The 22,385-nt window shown below is 74.4% G+C and carries 14 protein-coding genes; 5 read left to right on the top strand and 9 right to left on the bottom strand.

All coding sequences use genetic code 11. The features are described 5' to 3' along the window. From ACZ6RT_RS00635 to ACZ6RT_RS00610, 6 genes are all read right to left on the bottom strand, one after another. Nucleotides 1-1,722 carry an ABC transporter family substrate-binding protein gene (locus tag ACZ6RT_RS00635; protein ID WP_470151594.1) on the bottom strand — a complete coding sequence of 574 codons (1,722 nt, stop codon included), beginning with the start codon at nucleotides 1,720-1,722 and terminating at the stop codon, nucleotides 1-3. Further along, nucleotides 1,719-4,037: a dipeptide ABC transporter ATP-binding protein gene (locus ACZ6RT_RS00630; protein ID WP_470151592.1), complete on the bottom strand. Its 2,319-nt coding sequence runs from the start codon at nucleotides 4,035-4,037 to the stop codon at nucleotides 1,719-1,721. Before ACZ6RT_RS00630 ends, ACZ6RT_RS00635 begins: the two co-directional genes overlap by 4 nt. Beyond that, nucleotides 4,034-4,951 carry an ABC transporter permease gene (locus ACZ6RT_RS00625; RefSeq protein WP_399187028.1) on the bottom strand — a complete coding sequence of 306 codons (918 nt, stop codon included), beginning with the start codon at nucleotides 4,949-4,951 and terminating at the stop codon, nucleotides 4,034-4,036. The genes ACZ6RT_RS00630 and ACZ6RT_RS00625 overlap by 4 nt, the downstream gene beginning before the upstream one ends. 6 nt (nucleotides 4,952-4,957) lie before the next feature. Then, the gene (locus ACZ6RT_RS00620; protein WP_399187029.1) at nucleotides 4,958-5,941 is read right to left on the bottom strand and encodes an ABC transporter permease; all 984 of its coding nucleotides are present in this window, start codon (nucleotides 5,939-5,941) and stop codon (nucleotides 4,958-4,960) included. 121 nt (nucleotides 5,942-6,062) lie between these two features. After that, a complete protein-coding gene (locus ACZ6RT_RS00615; RefSeq protein WP_470151591.1) occupies nucleotides 6,063-8,420 on the bottom strand; it encodes an AAA family ATPase in 2,358 nt (785 codons plus the stop codon). Nucleotides 8,421-9,027: 607 nt separating this feature from the next. After that, the gene (locus ACZ6RT_RS00610) at nucleotides 9,028-11,112 is read right to left on the bottom strand and encodes a hypothetical protein (protein ID WP_470151589.1); all 2,085 of its coding nucleotides are present in this window, start codon (nucleotides 11,110-11,112) and stop codon (nucleotides 9,028-9,030) included. 228 nt (nucleotides 11,113-11,340) lie between these two features. Here ACZ6RT_RS00610 and ACZ6RT_RS00605 point away from each other — a divergent pair, with 228 nt between their 5' ends. The 4 genes from ACZ6RT_RS00605 (at nucleotide 11,341) to ACZ6RT_RS00590 (ending at nucleotide 16,018) form a co-directional block, all read left to right on the top strand. Next, complete coding sequence (locus ACZ6RT_RS00605) at nucleotides 11,341-12,891, top strand: MFS transporter (RefSeq protein WP_470151588.1); 1,551 nt, start codon at nucleotides 11,341-11,343, stop codon at nucleotides 12,889-12,891. 176 nt (nucleotides 12,892-13,067) lie between these two features. Further along, nucleotides 13,068-13,952 (top strand): DoxX family protein, encoded by an 885-nt coding sequence (locus ACZ6RT_RS00600; RefSeq protein ID WP_470151587.1) that lies wholly within the window; start codon nucleotides 13,068-13,070, stop codon nucleotides 13,950-13,952. A 317-nt stretch (nucleotides 13,953-14,269) separates the two neighbouring features. Continuing rightward, nucleotides 14,270-14,578: a MiAMP1 family antimicrobial peptide gene (locus tag ACZ6RT_RS00595; RefSeq protein WP_399187034.1), complete on the top strand. Its 309-nt coding sequence runs from the start codon at nucleotides 14,270-14,272 to the stop codon at nucleotides 14,576-14,578. A gap of 288 nt (nucleotides 14,579-14,866) precedes the next feature. Next, nucleotides 14,867-16,018: a low temperature requirement protein A gene (locus tag ACZ6RT_RS00590; protein WP_470151585.1), complete on the top strand. Its 1,152-nt coding sequence runs from the start codon at nucleotides 14,867-14,869 to the stop codon at nucleotides 16,016-16,018. A gap of 189 nt (nucleotides 16,019-16,207) precedes the next feature. Here ACZ6RT_RS00590 and ACZ6RT_RS00585 read toward each other — a convergent pair whose 3' ends face one another. The 3 genes from ACZ6RT_RS00585 to ACZ6RT_RS00575 are packed head-to-tail and all read right to left on the bottom strand — an operon-like array spanning nucleotide 16,208 to nucleotide 21,506. Next, on the bottom strand, nucleotides 16,208-16,453 hold the full coding sequence (locus ACZ6RT_RS00585) for a hypothetical protein (protein ID WP_344896248.1): 246 nt from the start codon (nucleotides 16,451-16,453) through the stop codon (nucleotides 16,208-16,210). A gap of 60 nt (nucleotides 16,454-16,513) precedes the next feature. Next, nucleotides 16,514-17,911 (bottom strand): serine/threonine-protein kinase, encoded by a 1,398-nt coding sequence (locus ACZ6RT_RS00580; protein WP_470151583.1) that lies wholly within the window; start codon nucleotides 17,909-17,911, stop codon nucleotides 16,514-16,516. A gap of 37 nt (nucleotides 17,912-17,948) precedes the next feature. Continuing rightward, complete coding sequence (locus tag ACZ6RT_RS00575) at nucleotides 17,949-21,506, bottom strand: WD40 repeat domain-containing serine/threonine protein kinase (RefSeq protein WP_470151581.1); 3,558 nt, start codon at nucleotides 21,504-21,506, stop codon at nucleotides 17,949-17,951. Between the two features lie 680 nt (nucleotides 21,507-22,186). On the opposite strand from ACZ6RT_RS00575, the gene ACZ6RT_RS00570 reads away from it, so the two are divergent. Then, nucleotides 22,187-22,360: a hypothetical protein gene (locus ACZ6RT_RS00570; RefSeq protein ID WP_344896255.1), complete on the top strand. Its 174-nt coding sequence runs from the start codon at nucleotides 22,187-22,189 to the stop codon at nucleotides 22,358-22,360. The last annotated feature ends 25 nt before the right edge of the window (nucleotides 22,361-22,385 follow it).

The raw sequence follows: 22,385 nt of genomic DNA, 5'->3' as shown, positions 1-22,385 counted from the left end.
TCACCGGAGGTAGCCGATGTCCTGGTAGCGCAGGTTGTGGAACCCGCGGGCCCCGAAGTTGGCCAGGGTGTCCTTGACCGCGACGTTCTGCGGGCGCTGGTAGAGCGTCACCACGTTGACCGCCTGCCAGATGAGCCTGTCGGCGGCGTTGGTGTCGGCGACGGCCTCGGCGTCGTCCAGGTCCGCGGTCGCCCTGTTCATGGCGGCGTCGATACGCGGGGAGCCGATGCGGCCGAGGTTGGCGTTCCACTGTCGGGTGCCGTCGGCGCGCCGGACGGCGTCGGCGTACTGGCCGTAGGCGCTGGAGACGGGGAAGGGCGTGCCCGCGTACGCGAACGCGGTGATGTCGTAGTTGCCGGGGATGATGTACCTGGTGAAGTAGTCGTCGGTGGGCACCGACTGCAGGGTGACCCCGACACCGATCCGGGCGAGCATGTCCTGGACGAGCTCGGCCTCGGACTTGGTGAGCTGCAGGCCGGACGGCAGCACGAAGCGCAGGGTCAGCTCCCTGCCGTCCTTCCTGCGGGTCCGGCCCTCCAGCCGCCATCCCGCGGCGTCCAGCTCCCGCGCCGCCCTGGCGGGGTCGTAGCGGCCGATCTCCCCGGCGTTGTCCCGGTAGCCCTCCTGGGTGTTCATGAAGAAGTGGTTGTTCAGCAGGACGATCGGCCAGTCGAGCCCCTGCAGGTCGGACTGGGCGATGGCCTGGCGGTCGATGCCCATGGCGACGGCCCGGCGGACCCTGACATCGGACAGGACGGCGCTCTCCCCGTTCATCGTGATGTGCCGGAAGTCCGGCCCGGCCGCCTGCCGGACGATCGCGCCCGGGGTGGCCTTGGCGCGGGCGTAGTCGGGGGCGGACGGCGCGATGTCGAAGGTGTCGAGCTCGCCGTTGCTGAACGCGCCGACCAGGGCGTCGCTCTCCAGGGAGCGGTAGATGATCCGGTCCAGCTTGGCGCGGTCCCCCCACCAGCGGTCGTCCCTGGCCAGGGTGACGGTCTTGGCGGTCGGGTCGAACGAGACGAACCTGAACGGGCCCGCCGTCACCGGGATCCGGTTCAGCCAGGCGCCGTTGAACGCCCCCGGGGTGGCGTTGGTGGTGCGGGGGTAGAGCGGGGTGAACAGCGACTGCCAGTCGCCGAAGGGCTTGGCGAAGGTCACCACCACCTGGTGGTCGTCCTCGCCCCTGATCACCTTCTCGATGTCCTGGTAGCCGGTGGTGCTCGCCACCCGGTACTCGCCGTCGCGGCCGCTCATCGCCTGCCACTGGGCCCGGTAGTCCTCCCAGGTGATGGGGGTGCCGTCGGACCATCGGGCGCGCGGGTCCAGGGTCAGCGTGACGACCTGCCGGGACCCGGCGGAGGTGACCCTCGCCCGGGTCAGGTAGTCGGTGTCCGGGGAGATCTGCCCCTTGGCGTCCGAGCGGAAGGGCGAGGGCATGAGGGCGTCCACGACCTTCTTGACCGTGGCCAGGTTGCCGTCGACGTGGTTGAGGTTCCAGTTGGACGGATACTCGTTCAGGCCCCAGCGGAGCACGCCGCCGTCGGCGACCCGGTCGCGGGCGACCGGGTTGACGTCGTAGGCGCGGACCGCGGAGGCGGGCCGTCCCTGCGCCCCGTCCCGGTCGCCGCAGCCGGCCAGGATCGGCGGGAGCAGCAGGACCAGGACCAGGACCGCGCGGGACAGCGGCACCGGGAACGCGTCCGGCCGCCGGATCGATGTCACTGTGTTCCTCCCGGGACCTGTGGCTGGGCGGACGGGCGGGACCGGGCGACCGGCCCTGCGGGCAGGTCACCGGACCTCTCGGCGAAGTGGCAGGCGACGCCGTGGTCCTCCCCCAGCGACCGGATCGGCGGCTCCTCGCCCGCGCAGCGTCCCCGGCCGGCCTCGTCGAGGGTCCGGAACAGGGGGCAGCGGGTGCGGAAGCGGCAGCCCGAGGGGGGATCGGCCGGGCCGGGAAGGTCGCCGTCGAGCACGATCCTCTTCCTGGAACGTTCCAGGACCGGGTCCGGCAGCGGGATCGCCGACAGCAGGGCCCGCGTGTAGGGGTGCAGCGGCGTGTCGTAGACCCGCTCCACCCGCCCGATCTCGACGATCGCGCCCAGGTACATGACCGCGACCCGGTCCGCGATGTGCCGCACCACGGCCAGGTCGTGCGCCACGAACAGGTACGACAGCCCCAGCCGGGCCCGCAGCTCCTCCAGCAGGTTGAGCACCCCCGCCTGGATCGAGACGTCCAGCGCCGAGACCGGCTCGTCCAGCACGACCAGCCGGGGCTCCAGCGCGAGGGCGCGGGCGATGCCCACCCGCTGGCGCTGCCCTCCGGACAGATCCTGCGGGTACCGGGCGGCGTGGGAGGGTTCCAGGCCGACCAGGTCGAGCAGCTCGCGGATCCTCGGCCCGGGGTCGCGGCGCCCGTGCGCGCGCAGCGGTTCGGCGAGGATGTCGTACACGCTCATCCTGGGGTCGAGGGAGGCCATCGGGTCCTGGAAGACCACCTGCACGTCGCGCCGGACGGCCATCCGGTCGCGGGCGGTCATCCGGGAGGTGTCGTGGCCCAGCACCGTGATCCGGCCCCGCTGCGGAGCGGCCAGTTCCAGGATCTCCATCAGGGTGGTCGTCTTGCCGCAGCCGGACTCCCCGACCAGGCCGAGGGTCTCGCCCTCGCGGACGTCGAAGCCGACGCCGTCCACCGCGCGGACCGTGCCGACCCGGCGCCGCAGGAACGTCCCCTTCATCAGGGGGTGGTGCCTGACCAGGTCCTCGACGGCCAGGACCACCTCGCGCTCGCCGCGCGGGCGCCGCCGTTCCCCGGCGGGCCGCGCCGGGTCGCGCACACCGTACACCTGGGCCGGGGTCCGGCCGGTCTCCTCGATCTCGCCGGCGCGCAGGCAGGCGGCGAGGTGGTCCGGCGAACCGACCGGCACCGCCTCGGGCTCGCCCTCGGCGCAGGCGGCCACGGCGATCGGGCAGCGCGGCTCGAACGGGCAGCCCGGGGGCAGCGCGGCCGGTGACGGGGGGCTTCCCGCGATGGGCACCAGCGGCCGCTCCCGGCCCTCGTCCAGGCGCGGGATCGAACCGAGCAGGCCCATGGTGTACGGCATGCGGGGGCGGTGGTAGACCTCCTCCACGGAGCCGACCTCGACCGGACGCCCGGCGTACATGACCAGGACCCGGTCGGCGAACCCGGCCACCACCCCGAGGTCGTGGGTGATGACGACGATCGCCGCGCCGGTCTCCCGCTGCGCCGTCCTGAGCACCTCGAGCACCTGCGCCTGGATGGTCACGTCGAGCGCGGTGGTGGGCTCGTCGCAGAGGATCACGTCGGGGTCGTTGGCGATCGCCATCGCGATCACCACGCGCTGGCGCATGCCGCCGGAGAACTCGTGCGGGAACGCCCTGGAGCGGCGCGCGGCGTCCGGGATGCCGACCAGGTCCAGCAGCTCGACCGCGCGCCTGGCGGCCTGCGCGGCGCCGACCCTCCGGTGCACGCGGATCGCCTCGGCGATCTGGTCGCCGACCCGGTAGACCGGGGTGAGCGCGGAGAGCGGGTCCTGGAAGACCATCGAGACCGTCCGGCCCCGGAAGGCGGTGAGCGTCCGCTCCGGGGCGCCCAGGATCTCCCGGCCGTGCAGCCGCACCGAGCCGGTGACGCGGGCGTGCCGCGGGAGCAGGCCCATCACGGCCAGCGAGGTGACCGACTTGCCGGAGCCGGACTCGCCCACGACGCCCAGCACCTCGCCCGGGCGGACCGCGTACCCCATCCCCCGGACGGCGCGCACCGCGGCCGGGCCGGTGCCGAAGGTGACGTGCAGGTCGCGCACCTCCAGCACGGGGTCGGGCAGGGCCTGCGGCGGGCCGCCGTGACCGGGCAGCGGGCCGGACAGGGAGCCGGGCAGGGGGTCGGGGTCGCGGTGGCCGATCGGCCCGGCCCACGGCCGCGCGCCCGCGGAGCCCGCGGGGTTCGCCGGGTTCGCGGGGCCCGACGGGGGCGCGGAGCCCGTAGAGCCCGCGGAGCCCGCGGAGCGTTCGGTCGTCATCGCGTTCCCCCGTCCCGGTGCGAGGCCGGGTCCAGCGCGTCCCGCAGGGCGTCGCCGACCAGGTTCACCGCGAGCACCGTGAGGATCAGCAGGCCCGCGCAGAACCAGAACGTCCAGGGCGCGTAGACGGCCGTGCGGGCGCCGTCGGCGATGAGGCCGCCCAGCGAGACGTCGGGGGGCTGGATGCCGAAGCCGAAGTAGGACAGGGAGGTCTCGGTGAGGATCGCGGCGCTGACGTTCAGCGTGGCGTCGACGACCAGCAGTGAGGACATGTTGGGCAGGACGTGCCGGAAGATGATCGTCGTCGGCGGCACGCCCATGAACCTGGCCGCCTGGATGAACTCCCGTTCCCTGAGCGAGACGGTCATGCTCCGGACGATCTTCGAGGTGACCATCCACAGGAAGAGCGCGAGCACCAGCACGAACACCGGCCACTGGCCCCCGGCGAAGAGCGGGGACATGATCGCCAGGATCAGGAAGGCCGGCAGCACCAGCAGCAGGTCGGTGAACCAGGTCAGCGAGCGGTCGGTCCAGCCGCCGAAGTACCCGGCGAAGGCGCCGACCACCGCGGCGAGCGCGGTGCCGACCACCGCGGCGAGCAGGCCGACGATCAGCGACCTCTGCATGCCGCGGAGCGTGACCGCGTACACGTCGGCGCCGGTCTGCAGGGTCCCCCACCAGTGATCGGCCGACGGCGGGGCGAGGAAGGCCGTGAAGTCCTTGTCGGTGTAACCCCACCGGGTGAGGTACGGGCCGGCGAAGGCCAGCAGGAAGATCAGCGTGAGCAGCGCGCAGCCCGCCCGGCCCCGGCCCCTCGCCAGCAGGCGGCCGGCGACCCGGCGCGGCCTGGTCGCGGGCGCCCGGACGGTGTCACGGGCCCGCTGCTCGGCGAGCTCCTCGTCGGCGACGGTCATCCCTGCTCACCCCGCCCGGACGCGCGGGTCGAGGACGGCGTGCAGCACGTCGGAGGCCAGCGCGGCCAGCAGCACGGCCAGCGCGGCGAGGCAGCTGATCGCGGCCACGGTGTTGACGTCGTTGGTGGAGATCGAGTCGACCAGCCGCTCCCCCATGCCGTGCCAGCCGAAGATCTTCTCGGTGAAGGTGGTGCCGACCAGCAGCGTCCCGAAGGTGAAGGCGAAGTAGGTGACCGCGGGGACGAGCGCGGTGCGCAGCGCGTGCCGGGTCAGCGCGGCGCGGCGGCTGAGCCCCTTGGCCATGGCCGTGCGGACGAAGTCGGCGCCGAGCACGTCCAGCATCATGTTGCGCTGGTAGCGGCTGTAGATCGCGACCAGGCTCAGCGAGAGCGACAGGGTGGGCAGCACCAGGTGCTGCGCCCGGTCGAGCAGGGCCGCGGCCGGGCCGCCCTGCAGGCCGGGGGTCGCCTCGCCGCTGACCAGGAAGACCTGGGCGCCGACCGCCTCGTTGAACCGGACCGCGGCGATGATCAGGATGTTGGCGAGCACCACGGTGGGGATCGCCAGCACGCCGAAGGACAGGCCGGTCGAGAGCCGGTCGAAGGCGCCGTACTGCCTGACCGCGGCGTAGGCGCCGATCGCGATGCCGGTGACGCTGCCGAGGACCAGCCCTATCGTGATCAGGCGCAGGGTGACGCCGATCCGGCGGCCGAGGTCCTCCCCGACCGAGCCGCCGGTGACGCTGCGGCCGAGGTCGCCGCGGACGACACCGCCGCCCCAGGTCAGGTAGCGCTCCAGGAGCGGGACGCGGTCGTTCAGGTTGAGGTCGGACAGGCGCGCGTCGACGACCGCGGGCGGGATCGGGGGGTTGCGTCCCTCGTAGTTGGAGCGCGGGTCGAGCGCGGAGGCGGCCAGCATGTAGGCCAGGCTGGTGGCCACGACGATCAACGCCAGGTAGTTGAGCAGCCTGCGGGCCAGGAATCCCGCCATCTTTCCTCCTCCGTGGCCCGCCGCTGTGAGTCACCATCTTGCTACACTCGGCGACCGACAGGCTGCATAGCGTACCGAATCGGAGGCATCTCGGTGAACGATGACGCCGGCGGGGCCGATGTCACTTCCCGGCGAGCTCGTCCACGGCGGCGCGCAGGTCGGCGCTGGTGATGGTGGTGAGGTCGGCGGCGCTGGCGGTGGCGTCGCCCAGGGCGGCCAGGCGGACGTCCCTGCGCATCGCGGCGCGCTCGAAGAGCGAGCGGGCGAACCTGCCGTTGCCCAGGCCGTCGATCAGGCCCTCGTCGCAGACCCAGGTGAAGACCTCGGCCAGGTCGCGCCGGGCCGCGTCGTCGAACCTGTCGCCCGACTCGTCGGCGAGCAACACCGCGATCTCGGTGAGCTCCCGCGGGGAGTAGGAGGGGAACAGCACCCTCTGGTTGAACCTGCTGGCCAGACCGGGGTTGGAGGCCAGGAAGGCGCTCATCTCCCGCTCGTACCCGGCCAGGATGACCACCAGCCGGTCGCGGTCGTCCTCGGCCCGCTTGAGCAGGGTCTGCACGGCCTCGGTGCCGAAGGCGTCGCCGCCGCTGTAGCCGGAGTTGACCAGGCCGTAGGCCTCGTCGATGAAGAGCACCCCGCCCAGCGCCCGGTCGACCAGCTCGTTCGTCTTGATCGCGGTGGCGCCCAGGTGCTGGCCGACCAGGTCGGCCCGCTGCGCCTCCACCACGTCGGGCTGGGGGAGCAGCCCCAGCGCGGCGAAGATCCGGCCCAGGATGCGGGCCACCGTGGTCTTGCCGGTGCCCGGCGGGCCCGCGAAGACGAAGTGCCGCATCTGCGGCGGGGTGGGCAGGCCCCGCTCCTCGCGCATCCTGGCCACCCTGAGCTGCGCGGTGATCGCGTGCACCTGCCGCTTGACGGGCTCCAGGCCCGCCATCCGGTCGAGGTCGGCGAGCGCCTCCTCCAGAGAGGGGGCCGCCTGGTAGCTCCGGTAGCGGGCGGTGAGCTCGTCGAAGGCCTTGACCACGTCGCCCTCGGCGGTGGTGACGAGGTCCTCGGTGGTGGGCGCGCCACCCGCCCCCACCACCCGCACGTCCCTGGCCTGCGCGGCGGCCTCCACCAGGCTGCGGACGAACCGGGCGTTGCCCAGCTCGTCGACGATCGCCCGCCGGTGGACGTCCTCGAAGCGGGCGAGCAGGGCGGGCATCGCCTCCGGCGCCATCCGGTCGCCCCGGCGCCGCTGCAGCAGCTCGGTGATCCGCACCAGTTCGTCGGGGGCGTAGCTGGGAAAGCGGACCCGGCTGGAGAACCTGCTGGCCAGACCCGGGTTGGAGGCCAGGAAGGCGGTCATCTCCTTCTCGTACCCGGCCAGGATGACGATCAGGCGGTCGCGGTCGTCCTCGGCCCGTTTGAGCAGCGTCTGCACGGCCTCGGCGCCGAACCTGTCGGGCTGGCCGTCGCCGGAGTTGATCAGGCTGTACGCCTCGTCGATGAAGAGCACCCCGCCCAGCGCCCGGTCGACCAGCTCGTTCGTCTTGATCGCGGTGGCGCCGAGGAACTCCCCCACCAGGTCGGCCCGCTGGGCCTCCACCACGTAGGGGGTCTCCAGCAGGCCGAAGGCGTAGAAGATCTTGGCGACGGTCCTGGCCACGCTGGTCTTGCCGGTGCCTGGCGGGCCGACGAAGACGAAGTGCCGCATCGGCGGCTCGGTGGCGTACCCCGCCTCCCTGCGCAGCCTGGCCGCCTCGATCGAGGCGGCGATGGAGCGGACCTGCTCCTTGACCGGGGCCAGGCCGATCATGGCGTCCAGCTCGCCGAGGGCCTCCTCGACCGAGATGGGCGGGGGCGCGTCCTGCCGGGAGGGCGGGGCGGGGACGGCGTGCCCGCCCTCGCGGACCCTGAGGCCGGCCTGCGGCTGCTCGGCCGTCGCCGTGGCCAGTGCCCGGCGCGCCTGGAGGAACCGGTGGACCAGCACCCCGGCCGCCGCGGCGTACGCGGCCCAGATCGCGACGGCGGGCGCCAGGGCGGTGAGCAGCGTGCCGAACAGCAGCGCGACCAGACCGGCCGCGCCCAGGGCCATGGCGGTGGTCGCCCACGGCGGGACCCAGCGGATGAGGTGGGCGGCGCCGGCCACCAGGGGGGCGAGCACCGTCAGCGCCGTCAGGACCGGTGAGCCCCAGCCGTACCCTCCCTGGACGACGGTCAGGACGGCCAGCCAGACCAGGACCACCAGCAGGGTGGCGGCGGCGCGCGGGAAGCTCAGGGTGAGCGCGGCGAAGCCGAGCAGCGTCAGCGTGACGAAGAGCGTGCCCAGGACCGACCAGCCGGTGCCCAGCGCCAGCGCGACCGCCGCGACCAGCACGGCGACGTAGAGCAGCCTGCGCAGGGGGGGTGCGAGCCGGAAGTAGCCCGACCGCACCTGCTCGAACAGATCACGTGCGGCCGCGCGCCCCGCCGGCCGGGCCCTGCTGGATTCCCGCATCACGCCTCCCCGGTCCGCCCCCGGTTATACCGCACCGGGGGGACGTTTGCGCGTGCCTGTGCGTCGCGCCACGCCGCCGGTCGGGCACGATCAGATATCAGATGAGAGCGGATGAAAACGGCGTCCGAGGCGGCGTGTCCCGCCCGGCGCCGTCCCGGCCCGCCCCACCCGCCCCCGGGCCGTTCCCGCGTCCCGCCCGTGGCGGGCGGTGACCGGGCCGCCGCCGCGCGTGACCGGCCGGTCACGGCCGGCGGTCGCGCTCCGGCCCGCTGTCCGCGACCGCGGGCGGGAGGACGGCCGGGCCGGGGCGGGGGCGGAAACCCGGGAAAGGGCAGGGAAATGTCACCGCCCGGCAAGCCGGCGGCGTGCGGGAGCGCCCCGGTGACGGGCCCGTGGCGGGGCCGTCCGGCCGGGGAGCGCTCCGGTAGCGAGCCGGGGCCCGTCGCGGGGCGGTCCGGTCACGGGGGTCGTCGGGTCAGGGGGTCGGGAGTCGGGAGGCGGGGGTGGTCGAGGCGGGGGGCGTCAGGGCGGGCAGGCCCGCGGGAGGCGCTCGGGTCACTCGGGTCACGGGGGCCGTCCGGACGCTCCGGGGGCCCGCGCGGGCTGGTCAGTCGCGGGTGGAGCGTCCCTGGTGGCGTCCGGGGTAGTCGGCGATCGTCACCTCCTTGGGGGTGATCCTCAGCAGGGCGGCCTCGGCGTCGCCGATCGCGATGCCGCGCACCTCAGCCCAGAAGCGGCGGTCGAGAGGGTCGGCGACGAAGACCGCCACCCTCGGGTCGCGTTCGGCGGCCTCCCAGGCGTCGGACGCCGCGATCAGGCGCAGCTCGCCCCCGGGTCCGATCGAGCTGACCGCGCCGACGGCCAGCGTGCGCGGGCCGTCGGGGCCGGTGTAGGCGAGCACCACCTCCCGCGCGTAGGTGAGGGCGGCGCGCACCTCCCCGGTGAGCCCCACCGGCGGTCCGGCGTCGCCGGGGAGCCGGGCGCCGCAGCCGTCGCACATGACCAGCGAGGCCCGTCCCGGCCCGGCCGCCCCCCGCCACCACGCCCGCGTCGACCCGGCGGCGTACACCGCCACCGGCACGGCCAGCAGGACCAGGGCGGCCCGCCAGGCCCACGCGCCCACCGGGCCGGCTCCGAGCCACGGCGCCACGGCGGCCACCCCGAGCAGCGGGGCGGCCACGGCGGGCAGGACCAGGGCGGCCGCCAGCCCGCGGTCCGCGGCCGCCGCCCGGCCCAGGCAGGGCGCCAGTCCGGGCCGGGCACGCAGCCGGCCCAGGGCGAACGGCACGGCGAGGGCGGCCAGCGCCAGGAGCCGCCCGCTCCCGGAGGCGACGGTCACCACCACCGCGGCCGCCGCCGACACCGACCAGGCCCGGCCCGCCACCAGCCAGAGGGTCACGTCGAGGTCGCGCCGGGCCGTACGGTCGTCACCGGCCGCGGCGAACTCGGCCAGGGCCCTGACCGGCCGGCCGCGCCAGACCCCGGCCAGCACCCGCGGCACGAGCGGCACCGCGCCGGACAGCAGCACCAGCCCGGCCAGGACCGCCCAGAGGGTCCCCGGCGCGCCCGGCGGGAGCGGCGGGAGCAGCGGGAGCGGCTCTGCGGGCGACGGCGGCACCCGCGCCGGCAGGCCGGCGACGATCACGACGTAGGCGGCCAGCGCGGCCAGGGTGAGCAGGAGCGACACGCCGAGCCAGGGATCGCGGACGAGCATGCCGGGCACGTACGGCCAGAGCCTGACCCGGCGCGCCTGCCGCAGGGTGATCGCCAGGACGGCGAGCGGCACCAGGGCGCCGCCGATCCTCGCCGCGCCGGCCAGGCCGAGTCCGAACTCCACCGCGCAGACCGCGACGAGCGCGACCGCCAGCAGCAGCCGGGTCCGCCGCGACCACGTCTCCAGCGCGCGCCTGGCCCGTCCCGTCTCCCGCGGGTCCACCGGCCAGGCAGGGTCGTGGTGGGCGCGCGGGCCCTGCCAGCGCAGCAGGGCCAGGCCGAGGTTGATCCGGGCGCCCACGTGGTCCGGCGCGAGGCCCAGCGCGGCCCGGTAGGAGTCCTCGGCGTGGCGGTACTGGCCGCGCAGCAGCGCGAGATCACCGGCCAGGACGTGCGGGTCGGGCTCTTCGGGCGCGTAGCGGACGGCCCGCGAGGCCTGCGCCCACGCCTCGCGCCAGCGTCCGGGCACCCGGCGCAGCGCCGAGCCCAGGCGCATCCGCGCGGCCCAGGAGCCCGGCGCGAGGCGTACGGCCTCCTCGGCCGCGGCCACGGCCTCGGCGTCCCGGCCGAGCCGCTCGAACGCCAGGCTGGCCAGGCGGTAGCCCCAGTCGGCGCCGGAGGCCGCGCCGCTCCCCGCGCGGGGAGCGGCACCGGTCCCGGGGCGGATCCCCGCGGGGGTCCCGGCGCGGGGACCCGCGTGGGTCCCGGTGCCCGGCCCGGTACGGGACCCTGCCGTTCCCGCCCGGGTCCACATGTCGACCCCCGAGACGGACGCCCCGGCGATCCCCGTGCCGTCCCCGGTGCCGGTTCCGCCGGGGGGACCGAGATCCAGGGCCCTGCGGGCGGCCTCCAGGGCGGCCTCGGGCCGGTCCCGGGCCAGCCAGGAGACGGCCACCGCGCACCACTGCCGGGGGTCGTCGGCGTCCCGGGGCGGCGGGACCGGATCGGGGCCGACCGGCCCGCCGGGCCCGCTCACCACGACGGCTCACGGGCCTCGCGCTGATCCCCCACGCCCGCCATGGTCGGTGCCGGGGTCCCCGTTTGCCTAGACGACGGTATAGCCCTGTATCTCTCTAGAGAGGTCCGGACGGACCCCTGCAAGACGGACATATCTATAGATGCATCATCGAATGCCAACCCATGCAGTGCCGGACTTCGCCTAAGCTGCGACGCATGTTCGTCCAGGCTGACAATTCCTGAGCGGCCCATGACCAGCGTCGTGGCCCGCACCGGGCATCCCGACGGCGACCCGCGGGCATCCGGTGCCGGCCGGTGGTCGATCCTCGCCCTGCTCTGCTTCAGCCTGTTGCTGATCGCGGTGGACGCCACGGTGCTGCACATCGCGGTGCCCGCGCTGACCGCGGCCCTGGAGCCGAGCTCGGTGGAGCTGCTGTGGATCATCGACGTCTACTCGCTGGTGGTCGCGCCGCTGCTGCTGACCTTCGGCACGCTCGGTGACCGCTACGGGCGCAAGCGCCTGGTGCTGGCCGGCTACCTGGTCTTCGGCGTCGCCTCGGCGGCGGCCGCGTTCGCGCCGACCCCGTACGCGCTGATCTCCGCCCGTGCCCTGCTCGGCGTGGGCGGGGCGATGATCATGCCCGCCACCCTGTCCATCATCCGGCAGGTCTTCACCGACCGGCACGAGCGTGCGGTCGCGCTGGGGATCTGGAGCGCGGTGGCGGCGGCCGGGGCCGCGGTGGGCCCGCTCGTCGGCGGGGTGCTCGTCGAGCACTTCTGGTGGGGCGCCGTCTTCCTGATCAACGTCCCCATCCTGCTGGTCCTGCTGCCCACCGCGGCCAGGCTCCTGCCGGGAGGCCGGACGCGCTCGGACCGCCCGTGGGACGCGCTCAGCGCGCTGCTGTCCGTGCTGGGGATCCTCGGCGTGGCCTTCGGCCTCAAGGAGGCCGGGGCCGGACACCCCGCGGGAGCGGTGGCGTTCCTGGCCGGGGCCTGGCTGCTGGCCTGGTTCGTCCGCCGGCAGCGACGGCTGCCCTTCCCCCTGCTCGACCTGGACCTGTTCCGGCGGCGCGCGTTCTGCGCCGGGGTGGGCGGGGTGCTGCTCACGGTCTTCTCCCTGGTCGGGCTGGAGCTCATGCTCGCCCAGTACCTCCAGCTGGTCCTCGGCGACAGCCCGCTCCAGGCGGCGGTACGGCTGCTCCCGCTGATGATCGCCTCGATCGCGGGCGGGCTGACCGGGGCGCGCCTGCTGCGCTGGTTCGGCCTGCGCGCCACGATGAGCGGCGGGCTGGCGCTGACCGCGCTCTCCCTCACCCCCACCCTGGCCTGGGGCACCGAGGGGCATCCCATCGCCCTGACGTTCTGCTTCGTCGGCATCGGCTTCGGCATCCAGGTCACCCTGCTGGCCGCCTCGGACACGATCATGTCGTCCACCCCGGAGGCGCTCGCCGGCAGCGCCGCCGCCACCGAGGAGACCGCCTACGAGCTGGGCGCCGGCCTCGGGGTCGCGGTGCTCGGCACGATCACCACGATCGTGTACGCCCCCTCGCTGGCCCAGGTCCCCGGGATCGGCCCGGGCGCGATGGACCAGGCCCGCCAGTCGCTGGCCTCGGCCGCGCACATCGCGCGGGAGATCGGCGGCGCGAGCGGGGACGCCCTGCTCGCCGCGGCCCGTCTCGCGTTCGTCTCGGGCCTGCACTCGACGATCGTGGTGAGCGTCCTGCTGCTCGGCGCGACCGCACTGGCGGTGGGGCTGCTGGTGCCCGGCCGGTCACGGGAGGGACGGGACGACCCGTCGTGAGGGGCCATGGGGGCTCCGGCCCCTCCCCGTGGGAGCGCCCCGGCGGGTCCCCGGATCCCCCGCGCGCCGCACCGCCGTGCGGCCCGGAGGCGGTCCCGGGGTTTGGAAGACCCCGGTTCGGTCATCTATCGGTCAGGCATGGGCAGGAACGGTGAATCTCACCAGAAAGAGGAGCCGTGCGACGAACCCTCCACGATCTCGCCTCGCTGGCCGCCAGGCTGGGCGTGGGCGGGATCTTCTTCGCCAACGGCTGGCACAAGCTCGAAGCGGGCCTGAACGCCACCGCCGCCCAGTTCGCCACCCTGGAGGCCCCCGGCCCCTACATATGGGCGGCCGTCACCATGCTGACGGAGCTCATCGGCGGGGCGTTGATGGTCGCCGGCCTGGCCGTGCCCGCCTGCGGCCTGCTGCTGTTCGCCGAGGCCCTCGCCGTGTTCGTCCTGGCCAGCGGCCAGGTCGGCCTGCCGCTCACCGGGGGTGACGCCAAGCTCATCGTCGCGCTCGGTGCCGCCTCCATCCTGCTCGCGGTCGGCGGCGCGGGCCGCCTGTCGGTCGACCACATGGTGGTGATCAAACGCCGCGAGGCCGAGGCCGCCGAGGACTTCGCCGCCGAGGCCGAGGCCGACGACGTCATCGCCTCGTTGCGCGAGCCCGAGCCGCCCGCCCGGCCGTCCACCCATGCGGCACCGGGTGCGCCGGTCTCAGGGAACACGGGGAACTCGGGAAACTCGGGGAAGAGGCCCGGCGACGGTCCCGGCCCCGCCTTCTCGGATCCGGGCTTCTCCGATCCGGGCTCCTCCCCCGCGGGCTCCGTCCCGTCGGGGAGCGGCGCCTCCCGGAGCACCGCCGCGAAGGCCGTCCCCGAAAGCGGCGCGGGGAGCGACGAAAGAGGGGCCGACACCGCCGAGTTCCCCGCGGCCCGCCCCCGTACGCGTACCCGCAAGCCTCCTCCGGGAGCCACCGGGGCCGCGGCCCCGGCCGCACCGGCTCCCCCGCCCGCCCCGGAGACGACCGGCGACACCCTGGTGGCCGGGAAGAAGGACAAGCCCGCCGAAGGCTGACCCGTCCCCCGGACCGGGACGCGTTCTCATGAAGCCGCCTGTGACGGTGCCTCGATGACGGCGTTCGCATGTCGGCCGTCGGAGGCCCGCGAGGGCCGAGAGGACCCGGGGACCGAGAGGGCCCGGGGACGAAGAGGGCCCGGGGACGAGGTGACCGCAACCTGTCGTCACGGTAAGTAGTTGCTCGATCACTTTTCGTGCATGATGGGCCCTGTTCCGCAGCGGGACGGCGACCGGGTCCCGGGCACCCTCCGGGCCCGGCCGCCGCACCCGGGTGGGATCGCAGAAGCGCAGAACCCTCGACCCCAAGGAGCGCAGTGAAGAGAACCCTCATCGTGTCCGCCCTGACGGCCGGGATCGTCGCGATCACCGCCGGTGCCGCCTACGCCTCGCAGTACGTCGCCTACGAGGGCCCGGGTTTCACCGGCAGATCCGTCGTGATCGACGCCTGCGGACCGTCCAACATCCCCTACCACGGGTCCTACAAGTGGTACGGCGACGGCCAGTCCGGCCGCATGTACAACCAGCCCGACGCGCAGGGCCTGATGCACTTCCGGCTGCCCTCCGACGACAACGCGGAGCAGAGGACGCCCGTCGGCTGGCAGAGCATCTTCATCGAGTGCTGATCCCGGCAGGTCCGGGCGGTCCTGGACGGACCCCTGCGGGACCGCCCGGACGGCGACCCGGGAGGAGACCACCCGGAAGAGGCCCGCCGGAGCGCTCCGTGACCCGACCATGACGATCCTTCCCCCCTGACAGGCGCCCCCCCTTCCCCCCTTCCCCCTGTGGCCGAGGCGTCCGCCGCACGACGCCTCGGCCCGTCGCCGACGGACATGGCGCACGTACCGCGACCAAGCGCTTCGATGTGACATAAATGGATTCACACGGAGATGTCGTACCTGCACAATGATCGGATGCGCCTCCCCGGCTGGTTCGCGGAGCGGGCCGCGCCCGCACCGCAGGAGACCGAACTCCGTGTCTCCACGCTCGAACTCTTCTTCGACCTCGTCTTCGTCTTCACCGTCACCCAGCTCACCGGCCTCCTGGTGGACGGCCTGCAGGAGGGCCGCCCCGTCGAGGGCGCGCTGCAGGTGCTGCTGGTCTTCGGTGTCATCTGGTGGATGTACGCCGGGTACGCCTGGCTGACCAACGCCGTCCCGCCCACCAGGCCCGCCCGCAGGGTGCTGATCCTGCTGGGCATGGCGGGATTCATGATCGTGGCGCTGTCGATCCCCGCCGTCTTCGACGGGGACGGCGTGGCCTTCGCGATCGGGTACCTGCTGCTGGTCGTCGTGCACGCCGGGCTGTACCTGCAGGGCACCTCGGCCATCACCAGGGTGCTCCCGTTCAACCTCGGCGGTACGGCGCTGGTGGGCGCGGCCGCCCTGGTCTCCGCGCCGTACAACTACCTGCTCTGGGCCGCCGCGGTGATCCTGCTGTGGGGCAGCCCGTACTACATCGGGCAGAAGGGCTTCAACCTCCGGGCCGGGCACATCGTCGAGCGCCACGGCCTGCTGGTGATCGTGGTGCTCGGCGAGTCGATCGTGGCCCTGGGCATCGGCGCCAAGGGGCTCCACGTCGGCCTCGCCCTCGGCGTGACGGCGGTGCTCGGCCTCGCGCTGGCCGCCTGCCTGTGGTGGCTCTACTTCGGCGGCGACGACGAGACGCGCGCCGAGCACGCCCTGGAGGGCGCGGAGCCCGTGCGGCGCACCCGGTTGATCCTCGGCGCCTACTTCTACGCGCACATCCCGATGCTGCTGGGCGTCGTCGCGGTCTCCGCGGGCGTCAAGAAGGCCATCGGCCATCCGACCGACCCGCTGAAGCTCAGCGCCGCCCTGGCCCTGGCGGTGGGCTTCGCCCTGTTCGTGGCCGGTGGCGCCTGGTTCCGGCGCGTCCTGGGCATGTCGGGCAACGGCCCGCGGGTCTGGGGCGCCCTCGTCGCGCTCGTCACGGTCGCGCCCGGCCTGTGGTCGGCCCTCGCGCAGCTCACCGCGCTGACGGCGCTGGCGATCGTCGTGATCGTCGTGGAGCGGCGCTCGAACGCCGCCGTCGCCCCGGCGCACTGACCTCGCCGCCGCCCTCCTTCTGCCCGTACCGGAGCCGCGGGCACGGGCAGAGGGACGGGCGGCGAGCGCGGACGGGCCCGGCCTCCCGGGGCCGTCGTCCCGTGTCCCGGTCCCCCGTCCGGACCGGTGACCCCTCCCGTCGTGAAGGCCGTCCGGTGACCCCTCCCGTCGTGAAGGCCGCCCCGAGGATCAGACCTTCATGCCGGTCCGGTCCACGATGGCGTCCGCCCCCTCCATGCGGGCGCAGTGGGCGCAGCAGAACCAGCGCCGGTCGGCCTCTACGCCGTGCCCGACGATCCGGACCCCGCAGTGCTCGCAGATCGGCGCCATCTTCTGGATCGCGCACTCGAAGCTGTCGAAGACGTGCACCCTGCCCTGGGCGTGCACCTCGAAGCTCATGTCGTAGTCGTTGCCGCACGTCTCGCAGCTCGCCATGTCTCCCCCCGAAAACTCATGGCCGTTTCCCGTGGGGGTCCTACCCACCCGCCCGCCCGATCAGACCGTCCGCCCGGCCACGATCACCGCCGCGACCAGCGCCGTCACCAGGACGGCCGAGGCCGCGAGCAGCACGGGCAGCAGCCGGGCGAACCGGTCGCGCGCCACCAGACGGACGCGACCGGCCTCGATCCACCCGCGCAGCCGGGGCCAGGCGTACGGCAGCGCCGGGGACAGCGCCCACGTCCCGCCAGGACGCCGCACGGCCAGCCCGCCGAAGGCGCCGAGGACGGGTTCGGCCGCCGGGGAAACCTTCACCTCTCGGGTGACCGCCTCCCCGTCGGCCGCGACGGCCACCAGCCTGAGGAACACCGCGGGCGCGCGCTTCCGGGCCTCCGGGCCGAGCGCGGCGTACGCGGCCTCGGCGAGGTCGCCCAGCGCGGGGTCGTCGCAGGCCGTACGGACCCTCGCCCCCGCCTGGGCACCCGCCCTGAGCAGCGCGACGACCTCGGGCTCCCGCGGGCCGGTCGCCGCGGGCGTCCCCGGCGCGTCCGGACCGGAGCGCGTCCGGTCGCCGGTGGGCGCGCCGGACGGACCCGGCACAGCGAGCAGGTCCGGCAGGTCCGGCAGAGGGAGTGAAGCGGACAGATCGGACAGCTTGGGCAGGGCCAGCAGGTCGAGGAGCAGGTCGCGGGCGGCCGGGCGGGCGGAGGCGTCCTTGGCCAGCGCGGCGCGGACGAGGGGGCGCAGCGAGCGGGGCAGCGGGTCCAGGTCGGGGTCGAGGGAGAGGACGCGGTGCATCACGGCCCCCAGGCTGCCCGCCGCGAACGCGTCCTCTCCGGTGGCCGCGTACAGCACGACCGCGCCCCAGGCGAACACGTCGGCCGGGCGTCCCACCCGGCCACCGGTGAACACCTCGGGCGCCAGGTACGACGGCGCGTACGGCTTCAGCGCGGGGGCGGCCAGCGCCGATCCCAGGCCGGGAGCCACCCCGAAGCCGGTGACCCGGGGGCCGTCCCGCCCGACGATCACGTTGTCTGGGGTGAGGTCGCGATGGATCACGCCGGCGTGGTGCAGGGCCGTCAGGGCGGTGGCGATCGCGGTGGCCAGGCCGCGCAGGTCGTCACCGCCGAAGAGGCGCCCGGCCCGGCGCAGGCTGGGACCCTCCACGTACTCGCTGACCAGATAGGGCCTGGGCCCGTCGAAGTCGGCGTCCAGCACGCTCGCCGTGCAGAACGGGGCGACCCGGCGGGCCGCCTCGGCCTCGCGGCCGAGCCGGGCGCGCAGTTCCGGGTCGGCCGCCGGGCGGCCGTGCATGACGCTCACCGCGACCCGCCGCCCCCCGGCGTCGTAGCCCTCGTAGACCGTGCCCCGGGCGCCCGCCCCCAGCCGTCCGGCCAGGCGGTAGCCGCCGAGCCGCCATGGGTCGCCCGCGCCGAGTTCCCGCGCAACTCTCATGCGGGATTCGATGCGGCCCGGGGGGTGAAAGTTCTCCTCAGGCGGGACAGACGTCGCGGTAGGGAAGATCCCCCAGGTGGGCGCGCCACTCCTCGCGCGACAGGGTACGGCCCGCCCGTTCGCAGACGGCGCGGGCCACCGCGGCCGGGGCGACCGGATGCTCGGTCAGGGTGCCGTCCGAGTCGACGAGGACCAGGGCGTCCCCGCCGGAGCCGAACGCCAGGGAGCGGAGGTCACCGGGCTGCACCGCGATCGGCGGGCCGAGACGACGCCCGGTCTCGACGTCCCACACCCCCACCGACCGCTCGCTCGCCGCCGCGGCGATGACGTCACCGCGGGGGGAGTACGCCAGTCCCGTACGCGCCGTCGTCCCCGTGCCCCGCTCGCCGCGGATCAGGGTGCCCACCCGCTGCCGTCCGCGGGTCTCGAACACCGACATCCGCATGGTCTGATCGACCGTGGCGAAGCGGGCGCCGTCCCCGGAGAAGGCCAGCGCCGTCGTCTGGATGCCGATGCTGGGCGAGCCGTAGGTCTGGCCGAACGGCTTGCCGGTCCTCGCGTTCAGCAGCCGGTGGTCGCCACCGGCGACCGCGAGCGTCTCGCCGTCCGGGCTGAACGTCAGCCGTTCGACGATCGTCTGGGGCCGCGACCAGCGCAGCCGCCCGCCGGGCACGTCCCAGACGTGGATCTCCCCGTCCGGTTCGACGTCCGCGTCGTGGTAGAGGGTGTAGGCGGCCACGGCGGTGCCGTCGGCGCTGATCGCCAGGGCCGACGCCGTACCGTCACGGGTGACGCCGAAGGAGGCGATCCTCTTGAAGGTGGCGGTGTCCCAGACGGCCAGCTCGGAGTCGTCGACGCCGGTGACGGCCGTCAGCCGCCGGCCGTCGCCGCTGAAGGCCATCTCGAAGGCGCCACCGGCCCCTTCGAGCTCGATCGGCAGCGAGCCCTTCCTGGCGCGCGACCGGACGTCCCGGATCACGATCTCGCCCGCCCCCTCGGCCCTGGAGGCGAGCAGCCGCCCGTCGGGGCTCAGCGCCGCCCAGTGGGTGCCGGCCCCCTTGAGCGTGACCGGATCGGTCAGCCCGGAGATGTCGAGGGCGGTCACCGCGTCCTCGGTGAAGTACCGCAGGGTGCGCCCGTCCGGGTCGAAGGCCAGGACGGGCAGGTAGGCGTCGATCCTCTGGGTGAGCAGCGGCTGGGCGTCCCGGACCCGCCAGACGCGCAGGGCCGTGTGGGTCGCCAGGGCCAGGAAACGCCCGTCCGGGCTGAAGACGAGGTGGCTCTCGGCGACGTCCTCGTCGAACTCGAAGGAGCGATCCAGCTTCGCGCCGGTGGAGGCGTCGCGCAGCTCGGCCCGCCGCCCCCTCAGGACCGCGACGGTCGCGCCGTCCGGGCTGTAGGCCACGTTCGGCACGCACGCGCAGCGCCCGCCGAGCGGGATCCTGCGCAGGTCGTCCAGGGTGAACGCGGTCGCCGTGCTCTCCAGGCCACCGGCGACGATCCGGGTTCCGTCGGCGGAGACGTCGAAGTTGACGCCCGCGACGGGCACGGACCGCTTCTCCCCGGTGGTGAGGTTCCAGACGGTGTTGGCCTCCCCCTCAGTGATCACGAGCCAGTCGTCGGAGCGCCCGAACCGCACGCCGAGGTCGCCGCCCATGCCGGGGGCGCCGACGGTGAGTCCGGCGCCGGTCGGCCTGCCGGTCCGTACGTTCCAGACCCTCAGCCTCGTGCCGTCGGCCACGGCCAGCAGCCTGCCGCCCGGGCTCAGCGCGATCTCCCGCAGGTCGTCGCCGAGGCCGGTGACGCGGCCGACGCGCCGGCCGGTCCGCACGTCCCAGAACCGCGCCTCGCCGTCGCTCGCACTGACGAGCGTGCGCCCGTCGGCGCTCAGTTCCCTGAGGGTCTGTATCCCGGGGTCGGGGTCGCGGAAGGTGGCCGTCTCGCGCTGGACCAGGGAGCCGGCCAGGCTCGCCCTGGCCTCGGGCACCGGCGCCAGCCGCCAGGCGGCCACGCTGAGCAGCATGGCCGTGACCGGTTCGGCGACCCGCAGCGTGTCGGCCGTCGCCGCCAGCCGGGCGGCGGTGGCCTCGTCGCGCTGGGAGGCGATGACGGTGCTGCGGGCGTCTGCCACCCTGCTCTGCTGCACGGCCAGCGCCCCGGCGGCCAGGGCGACCACCAGCAGCACGGCCAGCGTGGCCGACAGCGCCCGGTTGCGGCGGGCGCGGCGCCGGGTCAGGGCGGCGCCCGCCTCCAGGAAGTCGCGCTCGATCGGGCTGAGCGTGATGTTGCGGCGGCCGGTGGCCGCCCAGTGCATGGCGTTCTCCAGGCTGCTGCCCTGGAACAGGTCGCCGTCCTTGCGGCCCTGGGTCTGCCAGCGGCGCGCGGCGGCGAGGATCCCGCGGTGCACGGCCAGGCCGTCCCGGTTGGCCTGGACCCACATGCGCAGCCGCGGCCAGGCCTGCGGCAGCGCGGGACGCGACAGCCACACCTCCCGCTCGTCGTGGGTGACCAGGTAGGCGAAGACCTTCAGCAGGCGGCGGACCGCGGCCGCCTCGGCCTCCTGCCTCCCGTCGAGGAGCTCGGACCACTGTGCCTGCCGGACCAGCAGGCGGCCGTCGTCGTCGACGGTGACCAGCCGCAGGAAGACCTCGGGGGCCAGCTCCCGCTCGGCCGGGCCGAGCCCGGCGTAGGCGTCCTCGGCGAGGGTGCCGAGCGCGGGGTCGGCGGAGGTGGCGCGGATCTGGGCGCCCGCGTCGCTGCCGGCGGCCAGCAGCCTGGGCGTGTCGATGGCCCCGTCCCCGCTGACCAGGGCGAGCAGCAGGTCCCTGGCGGTGGGCCTGGAGGCGGGGTCCTTGGCCAGCGAGGCGGCGACGAACGGCCGCAGGTGCTCGGGCAGGATGTCCAGCTGGGGCTGGACCGACAGCACGCGGTGCATGACCCCGCCCAGGCTCTCCGCCCGGAACGGGTCGGCGCCCGTCGCGGCGAAGACCATGATCCCGCCCCAGGCGAAGACGTCCACGGCGGTGGTCGCGCGCTGGCCCATGAAGATCTCGGGGGCCATGTAGGTCGGGGTGCCCGCCACCATGCCGGTCGCGGTCAGCGACATGTCGATCGTCCGGGCGATCCCGAAGTCGATCACGCGGGGGCCGTCCGGGCCCAGCAGGACGTTGTCGGGCTTGAGGTCGCGGTGGATCACCCCGGCCTCGTGCACGGCCGTCAGCGCGGTGGCGATCGCGGTCCCCAGGCGGTGCAGGTCGCCCCCGGTGAAGCGGCGCCCCTCGGCCACCGCCTTGCGCAGGCTGGGGCCCTCGACGTACTCGCTGACGATGTACGGCCGGGGCCCGTCCAGGTCGGCGTCCAGCACCCCCGCCGTGCAGAACGAGGAGACGCGGCGGGCCGCCGCGGCCTCGCGCCCGAACCGCTCGCGCAGTTCCGGGTCGGCACCGGCGTCGCCGTGCAGGACCTTCACGGCCACCCGCCGCCCGTCGGCGTCGTACGCCTCGTAGACGACGCCCTGTCCGCCCGCGCCCAGCCGGCCGGCCAGCCAATAGTCACCCAGGCGTTGCGGATCACCGTCGATAAGTGTCGTGCTCAACTCACACTCCGTTCAACGGTGGTTTGGACGCCCGGCGGGACCGAGAGGTTCGCGGGATGCTCTCGGGATGTTCGCCCACCCGGGACATGCCTGACCCTCCTTGCCTGAACGGTGCGGAACCCCTCCCGGCCACCCGGCCGCCGCCGGGCCACCGGCAGGTCGGGGCCCGGGCGGCGGCGCCGGGGACGTGCTCCAGGATGCCCGTTCCCGGCATGGCGGGGCGGGCCGTTCGGAGACTCGGGGACGCCCGGGACCGGCCGTGGTCACAGTATCCGGGCTCGCACCGGCGCGCCCGCACGCCGCGCGTGCGAGCCGGGAAACAGGTGCCCACCATGACACCTCCCGGCCGTCACCCTGTGTACGAGGTCGGACGCTCCGCGTGGCGAAAGCGGTTGATCCAATGGGTGGGGCGGGCTAGGTTTGCTCCGCACGGTCGGCGGGAAGGCCGCGCGAGCGACGTCGAACACGGCGAAGCGGAACGAACCCGGGAAAGGAAGCAGATCATGCGACGCGTCAGGATCGTCCGGCGGCGAAGAACACGCTGGTCGGATCGCACCCCCGGCCTGGACCTGCGGTCCCCCTCGGGACGTCGGCTCCCCTACTGATCCGGTCTTTACGACAGTTTTATGGACAGGTCTGTAAAAACTTCTTATAACGGAACCATCACGCCAGGGGGCTCAATGAGGAGACTTGTGGTCGTGCCACCGTACGTCGCACGGCTCAAGATCAGGGATATCCGTTCCGCGTCGCGTCGCAGGGCGCCCGGGGACGCCAAGGTGATCGATCTCGGCGCCTACACCGGCCGCAACGTGCTGCTCTTCCCACGGACGAGCGGCCCGGCCCCCGCCGCCTGATCCCCGCCACGAAGAAGACCCGCCC

It is taken from the genome of Streptosporangium sp. NPDC050148 (assembly GCF_055586505.1).
The sequence above is the reverse complement of the archived record's forward strand: the minus strand, read 5'-3'. Positions and strand labels throughout refer to the sequence as shown.